Here is a 20,988-nt window from a genome sequence, read left to right as displayed (position 1 = left end):
TCATCCCGTGCGGGGCACGTCCACCAGGGCGAGGGTGCCGTCGAGGTAGGCCGCCCGGGAGTCGCGGCGCTGGATCTTCCCGCTGGACGTCTTCGGGATGGTGCCGGGGCGGACCAGCACCACGTCCCGCACCGACAGGCCATGGGCCTGGCCGATCGCGCTGCGCACCAGGTCGTTGATCTTCTCCGCCTCGCCGGCCGTCTCGGGCGCCACCTCGGCCACCACGACGACCTGTTCGCCCGCCATGCCGTCGGCGTCGACGGAGAACGCCGCGGTGCAGCCGGGCCGCAGTGCAGGGTGGGACAACTCCGCGGACAGCTCCAGGTCCTGTGGGTAGTGGTTGCGCCCGTCGATGACGACGAGGTCCTTCAGGCGGCCGGTGACGAACAGTTCGCCGTCACGCAGGAACCCGAGGTCGCCCGTGCGCAGGAAGCGGCCCTCGCGGCCGGACAGGGTGGCGCGGAAGGTCTCGCGGGTGGCAAGGGTGTTGCGCCAGTAGCCCCGGGCCACGCTCGCGCCGGCGACCCATATCTCGCCGACCTCGCCCTCTGGCAGTTCCTCCTGCTGTTCGGGGTCGGCGATCACCACGGTGATCCCGGTCCCGGGCCGGCCGCAGCCCACGGCGGCCGCGTCGGCCTCGCCGGCGTGCGGGCCGGTCTCGGCGGCCTCCAGCAGGGTGGGCGGGGCGTCCACCGCACCGCCGGTGACCATCAAGGTGGCCTCGGCCAGGCCGTAGCAGGGATAGAACGCCTGATGGCGGAAGCCGGCCGCGCGGAAGGTCTCGCTGAACCGTCGCAGCGTGGCCGCGCGCACCGGTTCGGCGCCGTTGAAGGCGACCTTCCACGCGCTCAGGTCGAGGCTGTCGACCAGGTCGGCGGTGGCGTGCTTCAGACACAGCTCGTAGGCGAAGTTGGGGCCGCCGCTGGTGTGCGGCCGGTAACGGCTGATCGCGGTCAGCCAGCGATCGGGGCTCTGCAGGAAGTGCAGCGGCGAGAAGAGCGTGGCCGTGGCGCCCAGGTACAGCGTGTTCAGCACCGGGCCCATGAGGCCCATGTCGTGGTAGACGGGGAGCCAGCTGAGGATCAGTTCCCGGCCGTGTTCCGCGAGGGCGTCCGGGGTGTGCCCCATCCGCTCGGTGATGATCCGCTCGTTGTCCAGCAGGTTGCCGTGGGTGACCACCACACCGCGCGGGGCGGAGGTGGAGCCGGAGGTGTACTGGAGGAAGGCCACCGAGTCGGCGGTGAGGCCGGGGGCGCGCCAGGAGCCGGCCGCGTCGTCGGGAATGTCCTCGGTGACGACGCGGGTGACCGCGTCCAGTCCGGGCAGGTCCTCGCGCCATGTGTCCAGGGCGCCGATGACGTCCCGGCCGCCGAGGATCACCTCGGCGCCGGAGTCGGCGATCAGACGCTTCATCCGGATCAGTGCGCGGTGGTTCTGCGACCGTCCCTGCGGGGGCACGCCCGGCACGGCGACCACGCCGGCGGCGAGGCAGCCGAGAAAGGCGGAGACGAACTCCAGGCCGGGCGGATGGAGCAGCAGGGCGCGCGAGCCGGCCAGACCGCGGTCCTGGAGCCAGGCGGCGACGGCCCGGGAGCGGTGGGCCAGCTGCCCGTAGGAGATCTCCTGAGTGTCCCCGTCGCAGTCGCCGGTGAGGAGGTACCGGTAGGCGGTACGGTCGGGCTGTTGCTGGGCGTGTACGGTCAGTAATTCGACCAGGGAACGAGCCATGTGTCGAGGTCCCCCCTGTCCGGGTCAGCAGGTGCGGGAACTGGAGTTCGATGGCTGCGTGACGCCCCGCGCCCAGAAGCCGTTGACCCGGCCCCCTTGCCAGGTCGTCCGTCTCGCCACTCGCGCGGCGGCGAGATGGCCACAGGTCGCCCCGTGCCCCCCACTCAGCTTGCTACCAATGAGTAACACCATAACAAGTCCCGCCGGTCGACGGGTCGAACACACGTAAACGCTGCGTGTCCAAACGGAGTTGGCCGTCCGCCGCCCCCCGCCGGGCCGACTCACCCGTCCCGGCTGCACACGTACGGCTTCGACGCCGCCGACCTCGACCACGCACGGGAAACGCCGCGGGCGCCCCGGCGGCGAACCGAACCGACGGCGCTGCGGCACCGGCTCGCTGTGGTCCAACACGGGCTCCGGGACCGGAGTTGGAACCGGCCGTGCGGATCCTGCCGGCGCGGCCCCGTCGTGCCTGCTGCCCAGACAGAGCTGGAGCAGCTTCTTCGTCACCCCAGCGACGCTGCCGCGCCGGCACCGAAAACTGGTCCTGTGTCCCGCGCGGGAGAATCCGCCGCGGGGACACCGCGGATGCCGGCGCGCAGTCATCTCCGAGGCGGCCCGCGGATACAGGAAGTTAACTCCCCGGACTCGGGTGTGAGACCGGTCCGGCCGACGATCGCAATACCTATCAAGCGACAGGTATCTGTCGACCGATCGGAGGTGCGGCGATGAGCCGGCCCGAACTCCCCCTTGCGCAGGACCCTGGCGGCGGTGGCCCGACCGGCCACGCCCCCTTCGGCTACCAGCAGGAACTCCGCCGCGGCGTAGGCAGCTTCGCGTCGTTCGCCGCGGGCTTCTCCTTCGTGTCGATCCTCACCACCGTCTTCCAGCTGTTCGGCTTGGGCTTCGGTCTCGGCGGCGCGGCGTTCTTCTGGACCTGGCCGCTGGTCTTCGCGGGCCAACTCCTCGTCGCACTGTGTTTCGCCGAACTGGCCGCACGCTGGCCGGTATCCGGGGCGATCTACCAGTGGTCGAGCCGGCTGACCGGCACCACGACGGGCTGGTTCGTCGGCTGGATCATGATCATCGGGCAGATACTCACCGTCGCGGCGGCCGCGATCGCGGCTCAGGCGGTGCTGCCGGGTATCTGGTCCGGTTTCCAGATCGTCGGCGGCCCGGGTGCCGATCCGTCGGTCGGCTCCCCGACCGGCGCGCAGAACGCGGTCCTGCTGGGATGCGTCCTGCTGGTGATCACCACGGTGGTGAACATCCTGGGAATCCGCCAGATGGCCGCCGCCACCAGCTTCGGCGTCACGGTCGAGATCATCGGCGTGCTCGCGCTGGTGCTGCTCCTGTTCTTCCTGCCCGAGCGGGGTCCGCGGGTGGTGGCCCACCCCACCGGCTGGGCCGGCCACGGCGGCTACTTCGGGGCCTTCCTCGCGTCCTCACTGATGGCGGCGTACGTGATGGTCGGCTTCGACTCGGCCGGCGAGCTGGCGGAGGAGACCCACAGCCCGCGCCGGACCACTCCCCGGACCATCCTGCGGGCCCTGATCACCTCGGGTGTCGGCGGCGCCTTGCTGATCCTGTCGGGGCTGATGGCGGCCCGCAGCCTGACCGACGGACAGCTGGCCGCCGGTGGTCTGTCCTGGGTGCTCACCGACCGGCTCGGCGGGGTTGTGGGCCGACTGCTGCTGTGCTGCGTGGCAGTCGCGGTGTTCGCCTGCACCCTGGCCGTGCAGACCTCCGGGGCGCGGATGATGTACTCCATGGCGCGCGAAGGCGCCCTGCCCTTCCACCGGCGCCTCGGCAAGGTCTCGGCCCGCACCGGTACGCCGATCACCACGTCGATCGTGGTGGGCGTCGGCGCCGCGCTCGCGCTCGTGGTCGACATCCGCCAGTCGGCGATCTTCACCGCCCTGTCCAGCCTCTGCATCGCCCTGCTGTACCTGGCCTATCTGGGAGTGACGGTGCCCCTGCTGGTCACCCGCATCCGGCGAAGGGACAGCGGCGGGCTGCCGGCGGGCGTCGACGAGACCGGCCGGCCCCTGTTCTCGCTGGGCCGGTGGGGAGTGGCGGTCAACACGCTCGCCGTGCTCTACCAGACCGGCATGACGGTCAATCTGATCTGGCCCCGTGCGGAGATCTACGACCTCACCGGCGGCACCTGGTGGCTGCGGTGGAGCGCCCCGCTGTTCATCGGGCTCAGCCTCGCCGCCGGTGCCGGTTACTTCCTCGCCCGCCGACTGCACCGCCGTATCGAGCTGAGGCACGTACCGCACACGCACATCGAGCCGCCCCTGGACACGCGGGCCGTCGCCGAGCCCGCCCGAGGGCCCGTGTGACGCGAGGGGACGCATCGATGACGTACCGACGAAGCGACGACGGGACATCCATGACCACCACCGAGAGCTCGACGGCCGTACCGCAGCACGGCCGCTACCCGACCGGGCAGGCTCCCGCCCGCACCCGTGATCTGCACCTGACCGACAGCGTCCGAAGCGCCCGCGACGACGCCCGCGCCCAGGGCGGACGGGCCGGCGCCTGGATGCCGTACCTTCCGGCGTCGGACAGCCCCCACTGCCCGCCGGGTGTGGACGCTGCCGCCCTGGTGTGGGCGGAGACGGTGGCGCCCGGCGGCTACACGCACAAAGTCCTTGCCCGCGGCACGCGGCTGCGTTTCGACGACCCGGGCGGTGACGCCTGCGCCCACCTGCTGCTCTTCAACGCCCTGGAGCCGGTGGAGCGGCTGAACGTCGCCGACACCCAGAAGGTGCCGTGGCAGGCGTATCCGGGCCAGGACCATCCGCTGCTCTCCGGCGACGGCCGCGTCCTGGCCGTGGTCAGCGGTGATTCCTCCGGGCGGCACGACGCCTTCTGCGGCACCACCACCGACGCCTGGAACGAGCGCAAGTACGGTGACGCCCGCCCCGAGGGGCCGTCGCCGTCCGGCCGCGGGCTCTTCCTCAAGGCGGCCGCCAAGCACGGTCTGACCCGGCGCGACCTGCCGCCCAGTCTCTCCTTCTTCCAGGGCGTGCGCGTCGAACCGGACGGCACCCTGACCTGGCAGGGCAGCGCGGGGGCGGGCACGCATGTCGAACTCGTCGCGGAGATGCCCCTGCTGGTGCTGGTCGCGAATGTCGCCCACCCACTCGATCCTCGTCCCGGCTATGTGGTCGGCCCACTGCGGGTGCACGCCTGGCGTGGTGCCCCGACCGGCCCCGGCGAGCCGCGGTTCACGGCGACTCCGGAACTGCACCGGGCGTACCTCAACACCGTCGACTACTGCGAAGCCCGGGGGCTGTGACATGGCGACCACACGGACCGAGACCACGCCCGTCAGCTGCCCGACCGCCGCCGGCGGCGGCACGGTGACCTCCACCGTCCCCGTGGGCGCCGTGCATGCGGAGGGCTCCCCCCTGGACCGGGGTGCGAGCCTGGTCGAGGGCGAAGTCGTCCTGGACGAGACGGTGGCCCCCAACGCGCCCTGGTCGGCGGTGGTGCGGACGGGGCACGTCCTGACGATCGTCGACGTCGGCGGCAACCAGTCGGCCGACTGTCTGCTCTACAGCGCCGACGATCCCGAGGAGCGCTACAGCGTCCCCGACACCCTGGCCTGGCAGGGCAACGCCTATGTGCGCACCGGCACCGTGCTGCGCAGCAGCGAGGGCCGCCCGTTGATGACCGTCGTGGCCAACGAGGTCGACCGCCAGGACACCATCGGCGGCGCGTGCGGCAAGGAGTCCAACACCCTGCGCTACGGCCATCATGTGATGTTCCAGCACGGCTGCCGTGAGAACTTCCTCGCCGAGGCCGGGCGGCGTGGCCTCGGGGTGCGGGACATCGTCTCCAACCTCAACTGGTTCATGAACGTGCCCGTCGAGGCGGACGGCGCGCTGGGCATCGTGGACGGCATGTCGGCGCCGGGCCGCCGGGTCGCGGTGCGCGCCGAGACGGACGTGCTGGTGATGGTGTCCAACTGCCCGCAGATGAACAACCCGTGCAACGACTTCAACCCCACCCCGCTGCGGATGATCGTCGTGGAGCCGGCGCCGGCCGACGTCGACGCACGGTCCGCGCAAGCCGCTCGTACCGCGAAGGAGGGCGCGTGATCCGCCCCACCGCCGTTCTCGTCGCCAACCGCGGTGAGATAGCCCGCCGTGTGATCCGCACCGCCAGGAGGATGGGCCTGGGCACCGTCGCCGTCTTCTCCGACGCCGACCGGGCCGCCCCGCACGTCCGCGAGGCCGATCACGCGGTCCGCCTCGGTCCGGCGCCCGCCCGCGCGTCGTATCTGCGCGGGGAGGCGATCATCGAGGCCGCCCTCGCCCATGGCGCGGGCATCATCCACCCCGGCTACGGCTTCCTCTCCGAGAACGCCGTCTTCGCCCGTGCCGTGGAGGAGGCCGGTCTGCGGTTCGCGGGACCGACCGCCGACCAGATCACGGCCTTCGGTGAGAAGCACACCGCGCGCGCCCTGGCCAAGGCCGCCGGAGTGCCGCTGCTGGCCGGGACGGAGTTGCTGGCGAGCGCCGAGGAGGCCGTCACCGCGGCCTCCTCCATCGGGCTGCCCGTGATGGTCAAGGCCACCGGCGGTGGCGGCGGCATCGGCATGCAGGCCTGCGCCACCGCCGATGACGTACGCGGGGCCTTCGCGCGCGTCGCGGCGCTCGCGGAGTCCAGCTTCGGGTCCGCCGGGGTGTTCCTGGAGCGCCTCGTGCGCCCCGCCCGCCATGTCGAGGTGCAGGTCTTCGGCGACGGCACCGGCCGGATCGCCGTCTTCGGCGACCGGGACTGCTCGTTGCAGCGCCGCAACCAGAAGGTGATCGAGGAGGCCCCGGCCCCGGCCCTGCCTCCTCGTGTGCGGGCACTGCTGCACGACTCCTCGCGCCGGCTGCTCGCCTCGGTCGGCTACCGGGGCGCGGGGACCGTGGAGTTCGTCTACGACCCCGCGCGCGAGGAGGCCGCCTTCCTGGAGGTCAACACCCGCCTCCAGGTCGAGCACCCGGTGACCGAGGAGGCGTACGGCGTCGACCTCGTCGAACTGATGCTCGTCCTGGCCCGCGACGGCTGGGTCGAGGACGCGGTGTTCGAGCGGGAGTGGACGCCCACCGGGCATGCCGTGGAGGCCCGCGTCTACGCCGAGGACCCCGGCAAGGACTCGCTGCCGTCCCCGGGCCTGATCACCCGGGCGGCCTTCCCCGGCCAGGGCGCCGACAACATGCCCGGCGTGCGCGTCGACGGCTTTGCGGAAACCGGTCTGGAGGTCTCGCCGTACTACGACCCCATGCTCGCCAAGGTGATCGCGAAGGGCCCCACCCGGCAGGCCGCGTTCGACGTGCTCGGCCAGGCCCTGGCCGCGAGCCGGATCGACGGCATCGTCACCAACCTGGGCCTGCTGCGCGAGCTGGCCGTGCGGGGCGAGGTGCGCGAGGCCGTGCACAGCACCAGCACGCTCGCCACCACCGTCGACCCCGAGCCGCGCATCGACGTCCTGGTGCCGGGCGCGATGACCACCGTCCAGGACCTTCCGGGCCGGCTCGGCCACTGGCACGTGGGCGTGCCGCCGAGCGGCCCCTTCGACGCCGTCTCCTTCGCCGAGGCCAACCTGGCCGTCGCCAACCCGGCGCAGGCCCCTGGCCTGGAGGTCACCGCGGGCGGGCTGAGTCTGCGCTTCTCGGCCGCCACCGTGGTCGCCGTCACCGGCGCTCCCGTCCCGGTCACGGTCGACGGCAGCCCGGCAGCCCTGTGGGAGCCGGTCACGGTCCCGGCCGGCGCCACCCTGCTGCTCGGCGCCTGCCGGGGGCCGGGCCTGCGCAGCTACGTGGCCGTCCGGGGCGGCATCGACGTACCCGAATACCTGGGCAGCGCCTCCACGTTCACCCTCGGCGGCTTCGGCGGGCACGCGGGTCGGACACTGCGCGCCGGAGACGTACTGCGGCCCGGAGCCTCGCCGGCCGCCGGCGGCGGCCCCACCCCGCCCGAGCGCCGGCCGGCGATCACCTCGCACTGGCAGATCGGTGTCACCGAAGGACCGCACGCGGCGCCCGAGTTCTTCACCCGTGAGGACATCGACACCCTCTACGCCACGCATTACAAGGTCCACCACAACTCGGCCCGCACCGGCATCCGCCTGATCGGCCCCAAGCCGCGGTGGGCGCGCCAGGACGGCGGTGAGGCCGGGCTGCACCCCTCCAACATCCACGACACTCCGTACGCGGTGGGTGCCCTTGACTTCACCGGCGACACGCCGATCATCCTGGGCCCCGACGGGCCGTCCCTCGGCGGGTTCGTCTGCCCCGCGGTGGTCGCCAGCGGCGAACTGTGGAAACTCGGCCAGCTCCGCCCCGGCGACACCGTCCACTTCGTACCGGTCAGGGAAGCCGAGGCGGCCGCCCTCGATGCCCGCCGCTCCTCCCCCACGCTGATCAGCACCGGCGGCGACGGCGACGACGGCGTACTCGGCCGTCTGGAGGCCACCGATGCCCGCCCCGCCGTCACCTACCGCCGGGACGGCGACGACAACGTCCTGGTCGAGTACGGCCCCATGGTGCTCGACCTCGGCCTGAGGATGCGGGTCCACGCCCTTCAGGAGACCCTCGCCGGGCACACGCCCGACGGCGTCCTCGACGTCACCCCGGGCATCCGCTCCCTCCAGATCCACACCGACGCCCGCCGGCTGAAGGCCCGTGACCTCACCGCCCTGCTGCGCGAGCTGGAGGACGAGGTCCCGCCCAGCGACGAACTGGTGGTCCCCTCCCGCACGGTGCGGCTGCCGCTCAGCTGGGACGACCCGGCGACCCGGCTCGCCATCGAGCGGTACATGGCCGGGGTGCGCGACGACGCCCCGTGGTGCCCGTGGAACATCGAGTTCATCCGCCGGGTCAACGGCCTTCGGACCGCCGACGACGTCTACCGCACCGTCTTCGACGCCTCCTACCTGGTGCTCGGCCTCGGCGACGTCTATCTCGGCGCCCCCGTCGCCACCCCGCTCGACCCACGGCACCGCCTGGTGACCACCAAGTACAACCCGGCCCGTACCTGGACCGCGGAGAACTCCGTCGGCATCGGCGGCGCCTACTTGTGCGTCTACGGCATGGAAGGCCCCGGCGGCTACCAGTTCGTCGGACGCACCGTGCAGATATGGAACCGGTTCCGCAAGGGCGGCCTGTTCCAGGACTCACCGTGGGCGCTGCGCTTCTTCGACCGCATCGAGTGGTATCCCGTCACCGCGGAGGAACTCCTCGAACTGCGGGCCGAGACCGACGCCGGGCGCGGTGACTTCCCGACCGAGGAGGGCACCTTCTCGATCGCCGAGTACAACGCGTTCCTGGCCGCGGAGGCCGACTCGATCGCCGCGTTCCGCCGGCGGCAGAGCACCGCCTTCGAGGCCGAGAAGCAACGCTGGCGAGCCGCCGGAGAGTTCGACCGTGACCACGATCCCGAACCCGTGACCGCCAGTGCCGCCGTCACCCTGCCGGACGGGGCGGTCCCGGTCACCGCGCCGTACACCGCCACCGTCTGGCAGATCGCCGCCGAGCCGGGCGCCACCATCGCGAGCGGCGATGCGATCCTCTCCCTGGAGGCGATGAAAATGGAGTCCACAGTGAACGCCCCCGCCGCCGGGACACTGCTGGAGATCTACGTCAAGCCCGGTGAGCAGGTCGCCCCCGGCCAGATCCTCGCGGCGGTGCGGGCATGAACGCCATGGCTCCGGCCGCCCGCGTCCAGGCCGCCTACGACCGCATCGACGACGCCGGCCGACCCGAGATCTGGATCAGCCTCAGGCCACGCGAAGAGGTGCTCGCCGAGGCGGCCGGCATCGACCCGGCGCTGCCGCTGGCCGGCCTGGTGGTGGCCGTCAAGGACAACATCGACGTGGCCGGCCTCCCCACCACCGCGGGCGCCCCGTCGTACGCCTACGAGCCGCAGGCCGACGCGCCCGCCGTGGCGCGGGTGCGCGCGGCCGGCGCGGTGGTGCTCGGCAAGACCAACCTGGACCAGTTCGCCACCGGCCTGGTCGGCACCCGCAGCCCCTACGGCGCGGTGCGCAACGCCTGGGACGCGGCCCGCATCTCCGGCGGGTCGTCCTCCGGATCCGCCGTCGCGGTGGCGCTGGGCATCGCCGACATCGCGCTCGGCACCGACACGGCCGGCTCCGGGCGGGTGCCCGCCGCCCTCAACGGGATCGTCGGCGTCAAGCCCACCAAGGGCCTGGTGCCCGTGACCGGGGTGGTCCCCGCCTGCTACACCCTCGACTGCGTGACCGTCTTCGCCCGCGACCTGCAACTCGCCCGCACCGCCGCGGAGTTCGTCGAAGGCGCCGATCCGGCCGATCCTCTCTCCCGCACCGGCACCCAGCTTCCGCCGCCCCCCGCGCGCCCGCGGATCGCCGTACCGGCCGGGGAGCATCTGAACGGCATGGCCGACGGCTGGCACGAAGCCTTCGACGCCGCCGTCGCCCGCATGGCGAGCACCGGGGCGGAGATCGTCGAAACCGACGTCACCCCGCTGCTCCAGGCGGCGGAACTGCTGTACGGCGGCGCGTTCGTCGCCGAGCGGTACGCCGCCGTGGGCGCGCATCTGGAGAAGCACCGCGACCTGATCGGGGCGGGCCTCGATCCGACCGTCGCCGCCATCGTGCTGGCGGGCCGGGAGAAGACCGCCGCCGACTGGGCCACCGACGCCGCCGGGCTCGCCGCGCTCGGCGCCGCCGGACGCGCGGTGCTCGACGGCTGTACAGCTCTCCTGACGCCGACCACCACCTGGCATCCCACCCTCGACGAGGTGGCGGCCGACCCGGTCGGCGCCAACGCCCGGTTGGGACGGTTCACCAACTTCGCCAACCTGCTGGACTGCGCCTCGCTCGCCGTTCCCGCCGGGTTCGTGGGCGGCCTGCCGTTCGGCGTCATGTTCACCGGACCGGCCTTCTCCGACCGCGCCCTGGCCGCGCTGGCCGAGCGGTTCGCCAACCCCGGGGTCGACCTGTTCGTGGTCGGCGCCCACCTCACCGGTCAGCCCCTCAATGCCCAGTTGGTGCAGGCAGGCGGCACTCTGGCCGGCAGGGCCCGCACCGCAGGCGGTTACCGGCTGTACGCCCTGGCCACCGAGGTGCCCAAGCCCGGCTTGCTCCGGGTCACCGAGGGCGGGCGGGACGCCGGCGCCCAGGCGGGGCACGCCACGGCGTCAGGCGGTGACGCCCGGACGGGCGTCGAGGGCGAGATCTGGCGGCTGCCCGCTGCCGGGTTCGGGGCGTTCACCGCCGCCGTGCCCGCGCCGATGACCATCGGCACCGTCGAACTGGCCGACGGGCGCCAAGTCTGCGGATTCCTCGTCGAGCCGTACGCCGTCGAGGGCGCGCCCGACATCACCCGCTTCGGTGGCTGGCGGGCGTACACGGCGTCCGCGTGACCGGAGGCCGCGGGCCGGACACCTGGTGGCAGGATGGGACCATGACGACGACGCGTCCCCGTCAAGGCAGGCCCCGGCACACGCCGCCGTCCGACCCCGGCGCCTCAGCCCGGGAACAGATCCTCGACGCCGCCGGGGCGCTCTTCGTCGACCACGGGATCACCAGCACCAGCACCCGCATGATCGCCGAGCGGGTCGGCATCAGGCAGGCCTCGCTGTACTACCACTTCGCCACCAAGGAGGAGATCCTCGCCGAGCTGCTGGCGACGTCCGTGCGGCCCAGTCTGCAGATGGTGGACCGGATCCGGGCCCTGGTGCCCGAGCGTGCGGATGCGGCCGCCGCGCTCTACGCCGTGGCCGCCATGGACGTACGCACCCTCTCCCGCACTCCGTTCAACATCGGCACGCTCTATCTGCTGCCGGAAGTGCGGGCCGAGCGGTTCGACGCCTTCCGGGCCGAGCGGGGCCGTCTGCAGTCGAGCTACGGCACGCTGGGCGCCCTGGCGGCGACCGAGGACGTCGCGCGCGGCCTGCCCGCCGAGCGGCTCGGCGAACTGCTGATCCAGCTGGTGGAGGTCGTCATCCAGATACGGCGCTCCCGTGAGCCGGATGCGGCTGACACCGAGGCCATCGCGTCGTCGTGCCTGCGCCTGTGCGGGCTCGGAGAGCCGGCGGTGGCCGCCGCCCGGCAGGAGGGCCGCACGCTGCTGAGCAGCCTGGCGGGCATCAGCCCAGTGCTGCCCGCGTGAGCGTCCCTCGGATGGGGCTGTGTGGGTCTCGTCGGCATCCGCCACGGGCTGCCCGAGGCCCGAACCCCCTGCGACAAAGCGGCCGCCTGGTCGCACCAGGCACCCCTACGCCGTCGACATCGAACGGCATGGGTGTCAGACCCGCCCGCCCGCTTGTCGACGGCCCTTCCCCGGTACCCGCAATGGGTTGTGCGAGTCCGGCAGAGCTGGTCAGCTGCGACGGCACGCCGACTCCTCGAGCCGTTCGACCAGTTGCGCGGCCATGGCCTTGATGGTCTCCAGCCCCTCACGCCCCCATGGTTGCGGGTCCTGGTCGACTACGCAGATGGTGCCGAGCACCACGCCGGTGCTGTCTATCAGCGGTGCGCCCAGGTAGGAGTGGACGCCGATCGCGTCGACCACCGGGTTCCCGGCGAACCGCGGGAAATCCCGGATGTCCTCCAGCACCAGCGCCCGGCGACGCTTGACCACGTGCGGGCAGATGCCCATGTCGATGTCGCGGGGCATGACGCGGCCGGGCACCGGGTCCTCCAGCAACAGCGGTCCCACGTGCACCGGAGTGTCCTGTGCGGCGCTGTACAACCCTGCGAAGTACTGGCGGTCGGCGTCGAGGAAGAAGTTGACCCCGGCATAACAGCCACCGGTGCGCCGTGCCAGCTCCCGTGCGAAGGCGTCGAGTTCCGCATCCGGACGGGCTTCGATACCCAGCGCGCGCAGCCGCTCGGATCGGGTGCGCACCTGTGGGTCCTCCGGGGGGAGCAGCAGATGGCGCACGGCGATCCCGGACTCAGGCCCGGAGGAGGGGTGGGGCGGTGTCGCTGCCATGGGAACTCCTTGTCGTGATCAGGTGCTGGATCAGTTCGAGCAGCACGCGGATGCCCGAGCTCTGGACGCGGGCGTCGCACAGCGCCACCGGTACCTCCTGCCTGAGGTCGAGCGCGGTCCGCACCTCCTCCGCGTGGTAGCGGTGCGCGCCGTCGAACTCGTTGACGGCGACGACGAAGGGGATGCCGCGCCGCTCGAAGAAGTCCACCGCCGCGAAGGAGTGCTCCAGCCTGCGGGTGTCGGCGAGGACCACCGCTCCGAGCGCCCCCTCGGAGAGTTCGTCCCACATGAACCAGAAGCGCTCCTGTCCGGGTGTGCCGAACAAGTACAGGACATGCGACGGACTGAGCGTGATCCGGCCGAAGTCCAGGGCCACCGTGGTGGTGGCCTTGTTCTCCACTCCGTCCAGTCGGTCCGTGGCCGCGCTGACGGCGGTCAGCATCTCCTCGGTGCTCAGCGGCTCGATCTCGCTGAGCGCGTTGACGAAGGTGGTCTTTCCCACGCCGAACCCGCCGGCGATGAGCACTTTGATTCCCACCGGCAGGACGTCGGCGGGCAGCGGCTCACAGTCGTTTGAGGAGGGCATCGCGCACCGCTTCCAGGAGGTCTCGATCAGGTCGTGCGTAGTGGCCCGGGGACGGCGGTGGCGCGTCGCCCGCGACCACCGCGCCACCCTCGGCCAGATCGGACAGCAGCACCTTGACCACGGCGGCCGGCACCTGCATGCGGGCCGCGACCTCGGCGACGCTCACAGGGCTCTCGCACAGCGCCAGCACCTGCGCATGCTCCAGGCCGAAGGCACCCTGCGTCTGGACACCCGTGGCCCGCACCACGGTCACGAGCGTGAAGTGGGACGTGGCCCTGGTCCGGCCGTCGCTGGCGGTGTAGGGACGGACCAGCCGCCCGACCGCTTCGCTGATCAGCGGTCCGTCGGGGAGGACCGGCGTCATCGGTTACCCCACCATGTGCCGGGGCGGCGTGGCCAGGTGCGGGCGCACGCTCTTCACCATCATGCCCATCTCGTAGCCCAGCACCGCCGCGTCCGCCTCGCGTCCGGCCAGCACCGCCAGGACCGCGCCGTGCCCGGCGGCCGAGACGAACAGCAGCGAAGTGCTGAGCTCCGTCACTATCTGCCGCACGTCGCCGCCGTCGTCGAAGTGCCGGCCCGCGCTGCGCGCCAACGAGTACAGCCCACTGGCGAGCGCGGCCAACTGGTCAGCGGCGTCCGCGTCGAGCCCCTCCGCCGCCTTCACCAGCCCGTCCGAGGACAGCAACAAGGCGCTTCGGGTGTGCGGCACCCGGTTCACCAGACCTGTCAACAGCCAGGAAAGGTCTTCGCTCGCCACGATCGTGTACTCCTCTTCGGCAGAAGGAAACGGCTTGCTGGACGGGGCCCCGGGCCTTCGGGGCGGCGCTGGGATGTCAGGGCGTCTCCGCTTCCTCGGCCCTGCGCAGTCCGGTCTGGAACGCGGCCATCAGGCCCGGGTCGTGTGCGATGTCCTCGGAAGTACCGGCGCTGGGGACCGGGTGCGGCTGTTCGGCGGTGTGGTCCCGGCGTCGCCGAGGCAGCCGCGGACGGTCGTCGTCGGCGTCGGAGGGCATCGGGGCGATCTGGGGTCCGGAATCGGACACGCGCGGATCCGCGACGGCGGCCACCACTGTCGCCGGGGGGTTGGCCGCCTCGGGCCCCACCGGGTCCTGCGGCACCGCGTCAGGGGTCACGACAGCGGGGTGCTCGGGCGCGGGGGCCGCCGGCTGCGGGCCGAGCAGGGCCGTGGGCAACACCATGACGGCCTGAGTGCCGCCGTACACGTTGCTCTGCAACTGAACGGCGATGTCATGCCGCTGGGCCAGGACGGAGACCACGTACAGGCCGATCCGGCCGTCCTGCAGCAGCTCGCCGAGGGCGACCTTGTCGGGTGCGCCCAGCACCGTGTTCATCTGGTTGCGCTCGGCCGCCGACATGCCCAGGCCCCGGTCTTCGACCTCGATCGCCACCCCGGCGGCGACGGGCTCGACCCGCACGTGCACGGTGGTCTTGGGCGGTGAGAAGACCGTCGCGTTCTCCAGCAGCTCGGCCAGCAAATGGACGACGTCGACCACGGCGTGGCCGCTGACCGTTCCATCGATGGGCGGGACCAGCTTGACCCGGGCGTACTGGTCGATCTCGGCGACGGCGGAACGCAGCACGTCGGTCAGGCCGACGGGACGGGTCCACTGGCGGTGGGTGTTCGCGCCGCCGAGCACGGCCAGGTTCTCGGCGTAGCGGCGGATCCGGGTGGACAGATGGTCCACCCGGAACAGCCCCTTGAGCAGGTCGGGGTCCTCGACCTCGTTCTCCAGGCTGTCGAGCAGTCCGATCTCGCGGTGCACCAGTGACTCGAGTCGACGCGCCAGGTTGGCGAACACCTCGAACTGTTCCAGCCGGGCGCTGTGTTCCGCACCGAGCGCACCGGCGGCGGTCTCCAGCAGGGCTGCCTCCGCCTCGTGCCGGGCCGCAGCGATCTCGAATCCGAGTCGGGCCAGTCCGTCCGGGCCGGTCTGCGGGGGCAGTTCTTGCCGGCGCCGCACAGGGGGCTCCCCGGCCCTCAGCCGGCGGAACAGCGAGTCCAGTTCGGCTCTGCCCTCGGCTGTGGTACGGATCAGCTCGGCCAGCTCGGCACGGTCCCGGTCGGCCGCACGGGACAGCTCCGTCCAGTGCCTGGTGAGTGCTCGTGCCTCCGACGAAGCCCTCACCCCCGCGATTCCTGCCGCCAGGGCGCCGATGAGGACCACACCGCCGAACACCGCCCCCTGGTCCGCCCGGTCCAGGGGGCCGTCACCGACCAGCGCGGTGGCCACCGCACCGGCCACGGCGACCACGCCCGGTGGCAGCACGGACCACAGCAACTGACGCCGCCTCAAGGACCCGGCTCGCGACCCGGCCGTCACACGGGCGGTCACGGGCGCTGCGGGCCGGTCGTCCGGCGGCGTGAAAGGATCGGGCATAACAGTCCCTGGACAGTGCGGTGATCAGGCCGAGCGCGCACGTTACCGCGCTCCAGGACTCCGGTGTCAGCCTCTGGCACGCACAGAGATCGAACCGTTGTCCTTATCTTCGCTTCGATGTGCCCGTCCGGCGTGTGAGTCGGGACACAGCTCGACGCGATGCTCGAAAAGGTCGAGGTGGTGGCCCGGCCGAGCCCGCCGACGTGGCGCTACGGCTGCCCAGGCCGGAGTTCGACGACGACGGCGTCCCGCGTCGCACAGCCGGCGACCACCAGGCCGGCGCGCGTCCTGCCCTGCACACCGGGGCTGCCACGCCGGTGTCCGTGTCCCATGTGCATGCCCACCGACCCCGATCGCCCTCTGACCGCCGAAGCTCGGAAGGGCACCCCCGGTTCCGCGCGACGGACCTGCCCTCCGGCCGCGTAGAGCAGACAACGGATCCATCCACGGAGGGGACTGCACAGTGACAGCGCGTGCACTCAAGGGGGCACTGAGGGGTGCCAGGGGTACGGCGGTCGCGGCGGCGGCGATGGCCGTGCTGACCGCGTCGCAGGCGCCGGGGGCGGTCCCGGCCGAGGCAGCGGAGCCCGCGCGGAAGGCGGCGCCCGCCGGGCACGACCCCAGCGTGTCCGGTGACACCCCGTACCGCATCGGCCTTCCCCCGCTGCGGACACCGAAGAACGGCTCGGCAGCGGGAGCGACGGGCGACGGTGCCCTGCCCGCGAGCGTGTTCACCGCGTACCGGCGTGCCGAGGAGGAGCTGGCGCGCAGCGCGCCCGGCTGCCATCTGCGCCGGCAGCTGCTGGCCGCGATCGGTCAGGTGGAGTCCGGGCAGGCACGGGGCGGCCGGGTGACCCCGGACGGTACGGCGGTGCCGCCCATCCTCGGCCCGCGGCTGACCGGCGGCGCCTTCGCCGTCGTGCCGGACACCGACGGCGGCGCGTACGACGGGGACGCGGCGTACGACCGCGCGGTCGGCCCGATGCAGTTCATCCCGTCCACCTGGGCCCGCTGGGGCGCGGACGGCAACGGCGACGGACGGTCGGACCCGGACAACGTCTACGACGCGGCGCTCGCCGCCGGCCGCTATCTGTGCGCGGGCGGCCGGGACCTGTCGGACCCCGCCGACCTGGACCGGGCGATCCTGGGCTACAACCACTCGGACGCCTACCTGCGCACCGTCGAGGCCTGGTACGCGTACTACCTGACCGGATACCGCGTGGTGCCGGACGCGTCCGCCGGATCCCGGTCGGACCGGCCGGAGCCGTCCCGTCCGAAGAGGCCGAAGCCCTCGCCGTCGAAGCCCTCGGACGAGCGCGAGCCGGGCCCCCGTCCCTCGCGCAAGGCGCCGACGCCGCCTGCCTCACCCTCCCCCGGCCCGTCCGGTACGGCCGGTGTCCCGAACCCGTCGGGGACGTCGCCGGTCCCCGTCCCCGAGCCGGCTCTCACGCCGCCCGGCGGCGGTGTGCTGCCCGACGCGGGGCCGCTGACCATCGGCAACGGCTGGAACACGATGGGCGCCTCCCCCTCCACAACCACCGCTACTCGGCGGTAATGTCGCCACCCGCCGGAAGCACAGGACCGGCGGGTGAGCGCGAAGGGGCCCTCATGGCGACGGACATGCCCACGGACACAGCGACCGCCGAGGAGCGTTGGCAGCGCATGTGGAGCCACCGCGAACAGCTGCTCAAGGTGGCCCGGCGACGTTCCATGAGCCGGGAGGACGCCGAGGACGCCGTGCACGAGGCGATGCTGCGGGCCGCGGAACGCCCGGACCTCGACGACGAGCGGCTCGGCGCCTGGCTGACGAAGGTGACGATGCGGCTCTGCGTCGACCGGTACCGGCAGGTCAACCGGGAGGCGGAGGTGGGCAGCCGCCCCACGCTCGTCGCGCCGGGCCCGGTGCCCGTCGAGGAGGCGGTGTGCGACCGGGCCGAGGCCAAGTGGCTCGCCGTGCGCAGCGGTGAGCTGCCCGCCCGGCAGGCGGAGGCGCTCCGGCTGAAGTCCGAGGACCTGGACGTGAGCCAGGTCGCGGTGCGGATGGGGCTCAGCTACCGGACCGTCGAGTCGCTGCTCGCCCGGGCCCGGCGCACGCTGCGCGCGTCGCTGGCCGGGACGCTCGGGCTGGTGCTGTTCCTGGTCGGGCGCGGCCGGCTGCGCGGCGGTGGCAAGGCCCAGGTGGTCGCGGTGACCTCGACGGCGGCGACCCTGGCGGTGGCGGGGTTCGTGCTGCCGTACGCGCTCGGCACGGGAGGGACCGGGAACGGTCCGGCGCCGCGGCCGGCCGTGTCCGGCGACGCGCCGAGCCGGCACAGCGACGCCGCGGGCCGGAAGCCCACCCTCAGGACGCGTGTCTCCTCGCCCCCGGTGGCCGGGGCCCGGAGCCGGACGCCCGCACCGACCGGCGGAGCGTCGCTGCCGCTGCCCGTGCCGTCGCTGCCGGACGTGTCCTCGTCCCCGCTGCCGGGGCTGTCGGCCCCGCAGGTTCCGCGGGTGTCCGGCGTGCCGGAGGTGCCGGACCTGCCGACGGGGCCGGCCGCCTCGTCGGTCCCGTCGCTTCCCCCGGCCCCGGCGGCACCGGCCGCTGCGTTCTCCTCCCCCGTCCCTGCCCCGAGGACGCCTTCGGGCATCCCGTCGCCGAAGCTGCCGTAACACGCCGCGTACACGGTCGAAAAAAATTCCCGGTCACCGCGACGGACACCCCGCGCCTCCCCGTAGAGCAGATGTCGGAGCTGCTCCACGGGCGAAGGGTGGGACCGGATGGGTGTCGAGATCTGTGTGGAAGGGCTGACCAAGTCCTTCGGCCACCAGGTCATCTGGCAGGACGTCTCGCTGACGCTGCCCGCCGGGGAGGTCTCGGTGATGCTCGGCCCCTCGGGGACGGGCAAGTCGGTGTTCCTCAAGACGCTCGTGGGGCTGCTGAAGCCGGAGCGCGGCTCCATCACGATCCAGGGCCGGGACATCACCGAGCTCCGTGAGAGCGACCTCTACGAGGTGCGGAAGCTTTTCGGCGTGCTGTTCCAGGACGGCGCGCTGTTCGGCTCGATGAACCTGTACGACAACATCGCCTTCCCGCTGCGCGAGCACACCCGCAAGTCCGAGAGCGAGATCCGGCGCATCGTGCTGGAGAAGATGGACATGGTCGGGCTGATCGGCGCCGAGGGGAAGCTGCCCGGCGAGATCTCCGGCGGCATGCGCAAGCGTGCCGGGCTCGCCCGCGCCCTGGTCCTCGACCCGGAGATCATCCTGTTCGACGAGCCGGACTCGGGCCTGGACCCGGTCCGCGTGGCCTACCTCAACCAGCTCATCGTCGACCTGAACGCGCAGATCGACGCGACCTTCCTGATCGTCACCCACGACATCGCCTCGGCCCGCCAGGTCCCGGACAACATCGGGCTGCTGTTCCGGCGCGAGCTGGTGATGTTCGGGCCCCGCGAGGAGCTGCTGAGCAGCGACGAGCCCGTCGTACGGCAGTTCCTGAACGGCCGGATGCAGGGGCCGATCGGCATGGCGGAGGAGAAGGACGCGGCCCAGGTCGAGCAGGAGCTGGCCCAGATCGACGAGGGTCCGCGCGTCCGGGCCCTGTCTCCCCGCCTGCTGCCCGGCCCCGGCATCCCGCGCCCGCCCCGCTGGGAGGCGATCGCGAGACGCGAGGCGGAGCTGCACGGGACGGCGGTGAGCAGCGCATGAGGCTCTCCCCGACAGGTGCGCTCCGGCATTCGGGCAACCTCTTCGCGATGGCGCTGGACGTCGTCCGGACCCTGCCCCGACGGCCCTTTCAGGCCCGGGAGTTCATCCAGCAGGCGTGGTTCGTCGCGAGCGTCACCATTCTGCCGACGGCGCTGGTCTCGATCCCCTTCGGGGCGGTCATCGCGCTGCAGATCGGCAGCCTGACCCGGCAGTTGGGCGCGCAGTCCTTCTCCGGTGCCGCGTCCGTGCTCGCGGTGCTGCGCGAGGCCTCGCCGATCGTCACCGCGCTGCTGATCGCGGGCGCGGGCGGCACGGCGATCTGCGCGGACCTGGGGGCGCGCAAGATCCGGGACGAGATCGACGCGATGCAGGTGCTCGGCATCGACCCGGTCCACCGGCTCGTCGTACCGCGCGTGCTGGCGTCGATGGTCGTGGCCGTCCTGCTCAACGGCCTCGTCTCGGTCGTCGGTGTCGCGGGCGGCTACTTCTTCAACGTCGTCCTCCAGCACGGCACTCCCGGCGCCTACCTGGCGTCCTTCACCACCCTCGCCCAGCTGTCCGACCTGTGGGCGGCGGAGATCAAGGCGCTCGTGTTCGGGGCCATCGCGGCGATCGTCGCCTCGTACAAGGGGCTGACGGCGAAGGGCGGTCCGAAGGGTGTGGGCGATGCCGTCAACCAGTCCGTGGTGATCACCTTCATGCTGCTGTTCGTGACCAACTTCGTGATGACCGCGGTGTACTTCCAGGTCGTCCCGCAGAGGGGTTAGCCGATGAGACCGCAAAGAGTCCTCGACCGCCCCTTGCGCTCCCTCGAGGAGCTGGGCACCCAACTGTCCTTCTACGGGCGCTCGCTCGCGTGGACGGGCCGCACCCTGCGCCGCTACAAGAAGGAGATCCTGCGGCTGCTCGCCGAGGTCAGCTTCGGGCGCGGCGCGCTCGCCGTCGTCGGCGGCACGGTCGGCGTGATCGCCTTCCTGTCCTTCTTCACCGGCACCGAGGTCGGCCTCCAGGGCTACGCGGCCCTCAACCAGCTGGGCACCTCCAACTTCGTGGCGTTCCTGTCGGCGTACTTCAACACCCGGGAGATCGCCCCGCTGGTGGCCGGGCTCGCCCTGTCCGCGACGGTCGGCGCCGGGTTCACCGCGCAGCTCGGCGCGATGCGGATCAGCGAGGAGACCGACGCGCTGGAGGTGATGGGCGTCCCGTCGCTGCCGTTCCTGGTGACGACGAGGATGATCGCCGGCTTCGTCGCGGTGATCCCGCTGTACGTGATCGGGCTGCTGTCCTCGTACCTGGCCGCGCGCACCATCACCACCGGCTACTACGGGCAGTCCACGGGCACGTACGACCACTACTTCCACCAGTACCTGCCGCCCGTCGACGTGTTCTGGTCCTTCGGCAAGGTGATCGTCTTCGCCGTGCTGATCATCCTGGTGCACTGCTACTACGGCTATCACGCGAGCGGCGGCCCGGCGGGCGTCGGCGTCGCGGTGGGCCGTGCGGTGCGGACCTCGATCGTCGCCGTCAACGTCCTGGACTTCTTCCTGAGCCTCGCGATCTGGGGCGCCACCACGACCGTACGGATAGCGGGGTGAGA

Annotated in this window: 17 protein-coding genes; 11 read left to right on the top strand and 6 right to left on the bottom strand. The window is 72.3% G+C overall.

What is annotated here, in order from left to right; translation table 11 throughout:
• On the bottom strand, nucleotides 1-1,728 hold the full coding sequence (locus AB0N17_RS31665) for a fatty acyl-AMP ligase (RefSeq protein WP_366015007.1): 1,728 nt from the start codon (nucleotides 1,726-1,728) through the stop codon (nucleotides 1-3).
• 728 nt (nucleotides 1,729-2,456) lie between these two features.
• On the opposite strand from AB0N17_RS31665, the gene AB0N17_RS31660 reads away from it, so the two are divergent.
• Genes AB0N17_RS31660 through AB0N17_RS31635 form a run of 6 tightly spaced genes read left to right on the top strand, consistent with a single transcriptional unit; the run spans nucleotide 2,457 to nucleotide 11,888 of the window.
• Nucleotides 2,457-4,073 carry an amino acid permease gene (locus AB0N17_RS31660; protein ID WP_366015006.1) on the top strand — a complete coding sequence of 539 codons (1,617 nt, stop codon included), beginning with the start codon at nucleotides 2,457-2,459 and terminating at the stop codon, nucleotides 4,071-4,073.
• Nucleotides 4,074-4,123: 50 nt separating this feature from the next.
• A complete protein-coding gene (locus AB0N17_RS31655; protein WP_366015005.1) occupies nucleotides 4,124-5,035 on the top strand; it encodes an urea amidolyase associated protein UAAP1 in 912 nt (303 codons plus the stop codon).
• A gap of 1 nt (nucleotide 5,036) precedes the next feature.
• Nucleotides 5,037-5,840 carry an urea amidolyase associated protein UAAP2 gene (locus AB0N17_RS31650; protein WP_366015004.1) on the top strand — a complete coding sequence of 268 codons (804 nt, stop codon included), beginning with the start codon at nucleotides 5,037-5,039 and terminating at the stop codon, nucleotides 5,838-5,840.
• The gene (uca, locus tag AB0N17_RS31645) at nucleotides 5,837-9,430 is read left to right on the top strand and encodes an urea carboxylase (RefSeq protein ID WP_366015003.1); all 3,594 of its coding nucleotides are present in this window, start codon (nucleotides 5,837-5,839) and stop codon (nucleotides 9,428-9,430) included. Before AB0N17_RS31650 ends, uca begins: the two co-directional genes overlap by 4 nt.
• Nucleotides 9,431-9,435: 5 nt before the next feature.
• Entirely contained in the window at nucleotides 9,436-11,139 is a 1,704-nt protein-coding gene (locus AB0N17_RS31640; protein ID WP_366015014.1) for an allophanate hydrolase, read from the top strand.
• Nucleotides 11,140-11,180: 41 nt separating this feature from the next.
• Nucleotides 11,181-11,888, top strand: a complete 708-nt coding sequence (locus tag AB0N17_RS31635; protein WP_366015002.1) for a helix-turn-helix domain-containing protein — start codon at nucleotides 11,181-11,183, stop codon at nucleotides 11,886-11,888.
• A 210-nt stretch (nucleotides 11,889-12,098) separates the two neighbouring features.
• On the opposite strand, the gene AB0N17_RS31630 is transcribed toward AB0N17_RS31635, so the two are convergent.
• From AB0N17_RS31630 to AB0N17_RS31610, 5 genes are all read right to left on the bottom strand, one after another.
• Complete coding sequence (locus AB0N17_RS31630; RefSeq protein ID WP_366015001.1) at nucleotides 12,099-12,713, bottom strand: GAF domain-containing protein; 615 nt, start codon at nucleotides 12,711-12,713, stop codon at nucleotides 12,099-12,101.
• Nucleotides 12,676-13,299, bottom strand: a complete 624-nt coding sequence (locus AB0N17_RS31625; protein ID WP_366015000.1) for an ATP/GTP-binding protein — start codon at nucleotides 13,297-13,299, stop codon at nucleotides 12,676-12,678. Before AB0N17_RS31625 ends, AB0N17_RS31630 begins: the two co-directional genes overlap by 38 nt.
• Nucleotides 13,277-13,663: a DUF742 domain-containing protein gene (locus AB0N17_RS31620; RefSeq protein ID WP_366014999.1), complete on the bottom strand. Its 387-nt coding sequence runs from the start codon at nucleotides 13,661-13,663 to the stop codon at nucleotides 13,277-13,279. Before AB0N17_RS31620 ends, AB0N17_RS31625 begins: the two co-directional genes overlap by 23 nt.
• 3 nt (nucleotides 13,664-13,666) lie before the next feature.
• A complete protein-coding gene (locus tag AB0N17_RS31615; protein ID WP_366014998.1) occupies nucleotides 13,667-14,059 on the bottom strand; it encodes a roadblock/LC7 domain-containing protein in 393 nt (130 codons plus the stop codon).
• Between the two features lie 76 nt (nucleotides 14,060-14,135).
• A complete protein-coding gene (locus AB0N17_RS31610) occupies nucleotides 14,136-15,602 on the bottom strand; it encodes an ATP-binding protein (protein ID WP_366014997.1) in 1,467 nt (488 codons plus the stop codon).
• 562 nt (nucleotides 15,603-16,164) lie between these two features.
• On the opposite strand from AB0N17_RS31610, the gene AB0N17_RS31605 reads away from it, so the two are divergent.
• The 5 genes from AB0N17_RS31605 (at nucleotide 16,165) to AB0N17_RS31585 (ending at nucleotide 20,986) form a co-directional block, all read left to right on the top strand.
• On the top strand, nucleotides 16,165-17,256 hold the full coding sequence (locus AB0N17_RS31605; RefSeq protein WP_366014996.1) for a lytic transglycosylase domain-containing protein: 1,092 nt from the start codon (nucleotides 16,165-16,167) through the stop codon (nucleotides 17,254-17,256).
• Nucleotides 17,257-17,309: 53 nt separating this feature from the next.
• Entirely contained in the window at nucleotides 17,310-18,353 is a 1,044-nt protein-coding gene (locus AB0N17_RS31600; protein WP_366014995.1) for a sigma-70 family RNA polymerase sigma factor, read from the top strand.
• Nucleotides 18,354-18,461: 108 nt separating this feature from the next.
• A complete protein-coding gene (locus AB0N17_RS31595) occupies nucleotides 18,462-19,391 on the top strand; it encodes an ABC transporter ATP-binding protein (RefSeq protein WP_366014994.1) in 930 nt (309 codons plus the stop codon).
• Nucleotides 19,388-20,158 (top strand): ABC transporter permease, encoded by a 771-nt coding sequence (locus tag AB0N17_RS31590; protein ID WP_366014993.1) that lies wholly within the window; start codon nucleotides 19,388-19,390, stop codon nucleotides 20,156-20,158. The genes AB0N17_RS31595 and AB0N17_RS31590 overlap by 4 nt, the downstream gene beginning before the upstream one ends.
• A 3-nt stretch (nucleotides 20,159-20,161) precedes the next feature.
• A complete protein-coding gene (locus AB0N17_RS31585) occupies nucleotides 20,162-20,986 on the top strand; it encodes an ABC transporter permease (protein WP_366014991.1) in 825 nt (274 codons plus the stop codon).
• The last annotated feature ends 2 nt before the right edge of the window (nucleotides 20,987-20,988 follow it).

The organism is Streptomyces sp. NPDC051133 (assembly GCF_040682635.1).
GTDB lineage: Bacteria > Actinomycetota > Actinomycetes > Streptomycetales > Streptomycetaceae > Streptomyces.
Note: the sequence above shows the minus strand (reverse complement) of the source record. Positions and strands in the feature narration are given on the sequence as shown.

Bases quoted from the DNA above. Each gene is read 5' to 3' on its own strand.
- AB0N17_RS31665 (WP_366015007.1), bottom strand. From the start codon at position 1,728: ATGGCTCGTTCCCTGGTCGAATTACTGACCGTACACGCCCAGCAACAG.
- AB0N17_RS31660 (WP_366015006.1), top strand. From the start codon at position 2,457: ATGAGCCGGCCCGAACTCCCCCTTGCGCAGGACCCTGGCGGCGGTGGC.
- AB0N17_RS31655 (WP_366015005.1), top strand. From the start codon at position 4,124: ATGACCACCACCGAGAGCTCGACGGCCGTACCGCAGCACGGCCGCTAC.
- AB0N17_RS31650 (WP_366015004.1), top strand. From the start codon at position 5,037: ATGGCGACCACACGGACCGAGACCACGCCCGTCAGCTGCCCGACCGCC.
- AB0N17_RS31640 (WP_366015014.1), top strand. From the start codon at position 9,436: ATGGCTCCGGCCGCCCGCGTCCAGGCCGCCTACGACCGCATCGACGAC.
- AB0N17_RS31635 (WP_366015002.1), top strand. From the start codon at position 11,181: ATGACGACGACGCGTCCCCGTCAAGGCAGGCCCCGGCACACGCCGCCG.
- AB0N17_RS31630 (WP_366015001.1), bottom strand. From the start codon at position 12,713: ATGGCAGCGACACCGCCCCACCCCTCCTCCGGGCCTGAGTCCGGGATC.
- AB0N17_RS31625 (WP_366015000.1), bottom strand. From the start codon at position 13,299: ATGCCCTCCTCAAACGACTGTGAGCCGCTGCCCGCCGACGTCCTGCCG.
- AB0N17_RS31620 (WP_366014999.1), bottom strand. From the start codon at position 13,663: ATGACGCCGGTCCTCCCCGACGGACCGCTGATCAGCGAAGCGGTCGGG.
- AB0N17_RS31600 (WP_366014995.1), top strand. From the start codon at position 17,310: ATGGCGACGGACATGCCCACGGACACAGCGACCGCCGAGGAGCGTTGG.
- AB0N17_RS31595 (WP_366014994.1), top strand. From the start codon at position 18,462: ATGGGTGTCGAGATCTGTGTGGAAGGGCTGACCAAGTCCTTCGGCCAC.
- AB0N17_RS31590 (WP_366014993.1), top strand. From the start codon at position 19,388: ATGAGGCTCTCCCCGACAGGTGCGCTCCGGCATTCGGGCAACCTCTTC.
- AB0N17_RS31585 (WP_366014991.1), top strand. From the start codon at position 20,162: ATGAGACCGCAAAGAGTCCTCGACCGCCCCTTGCGCTCCCTCGAGGAG.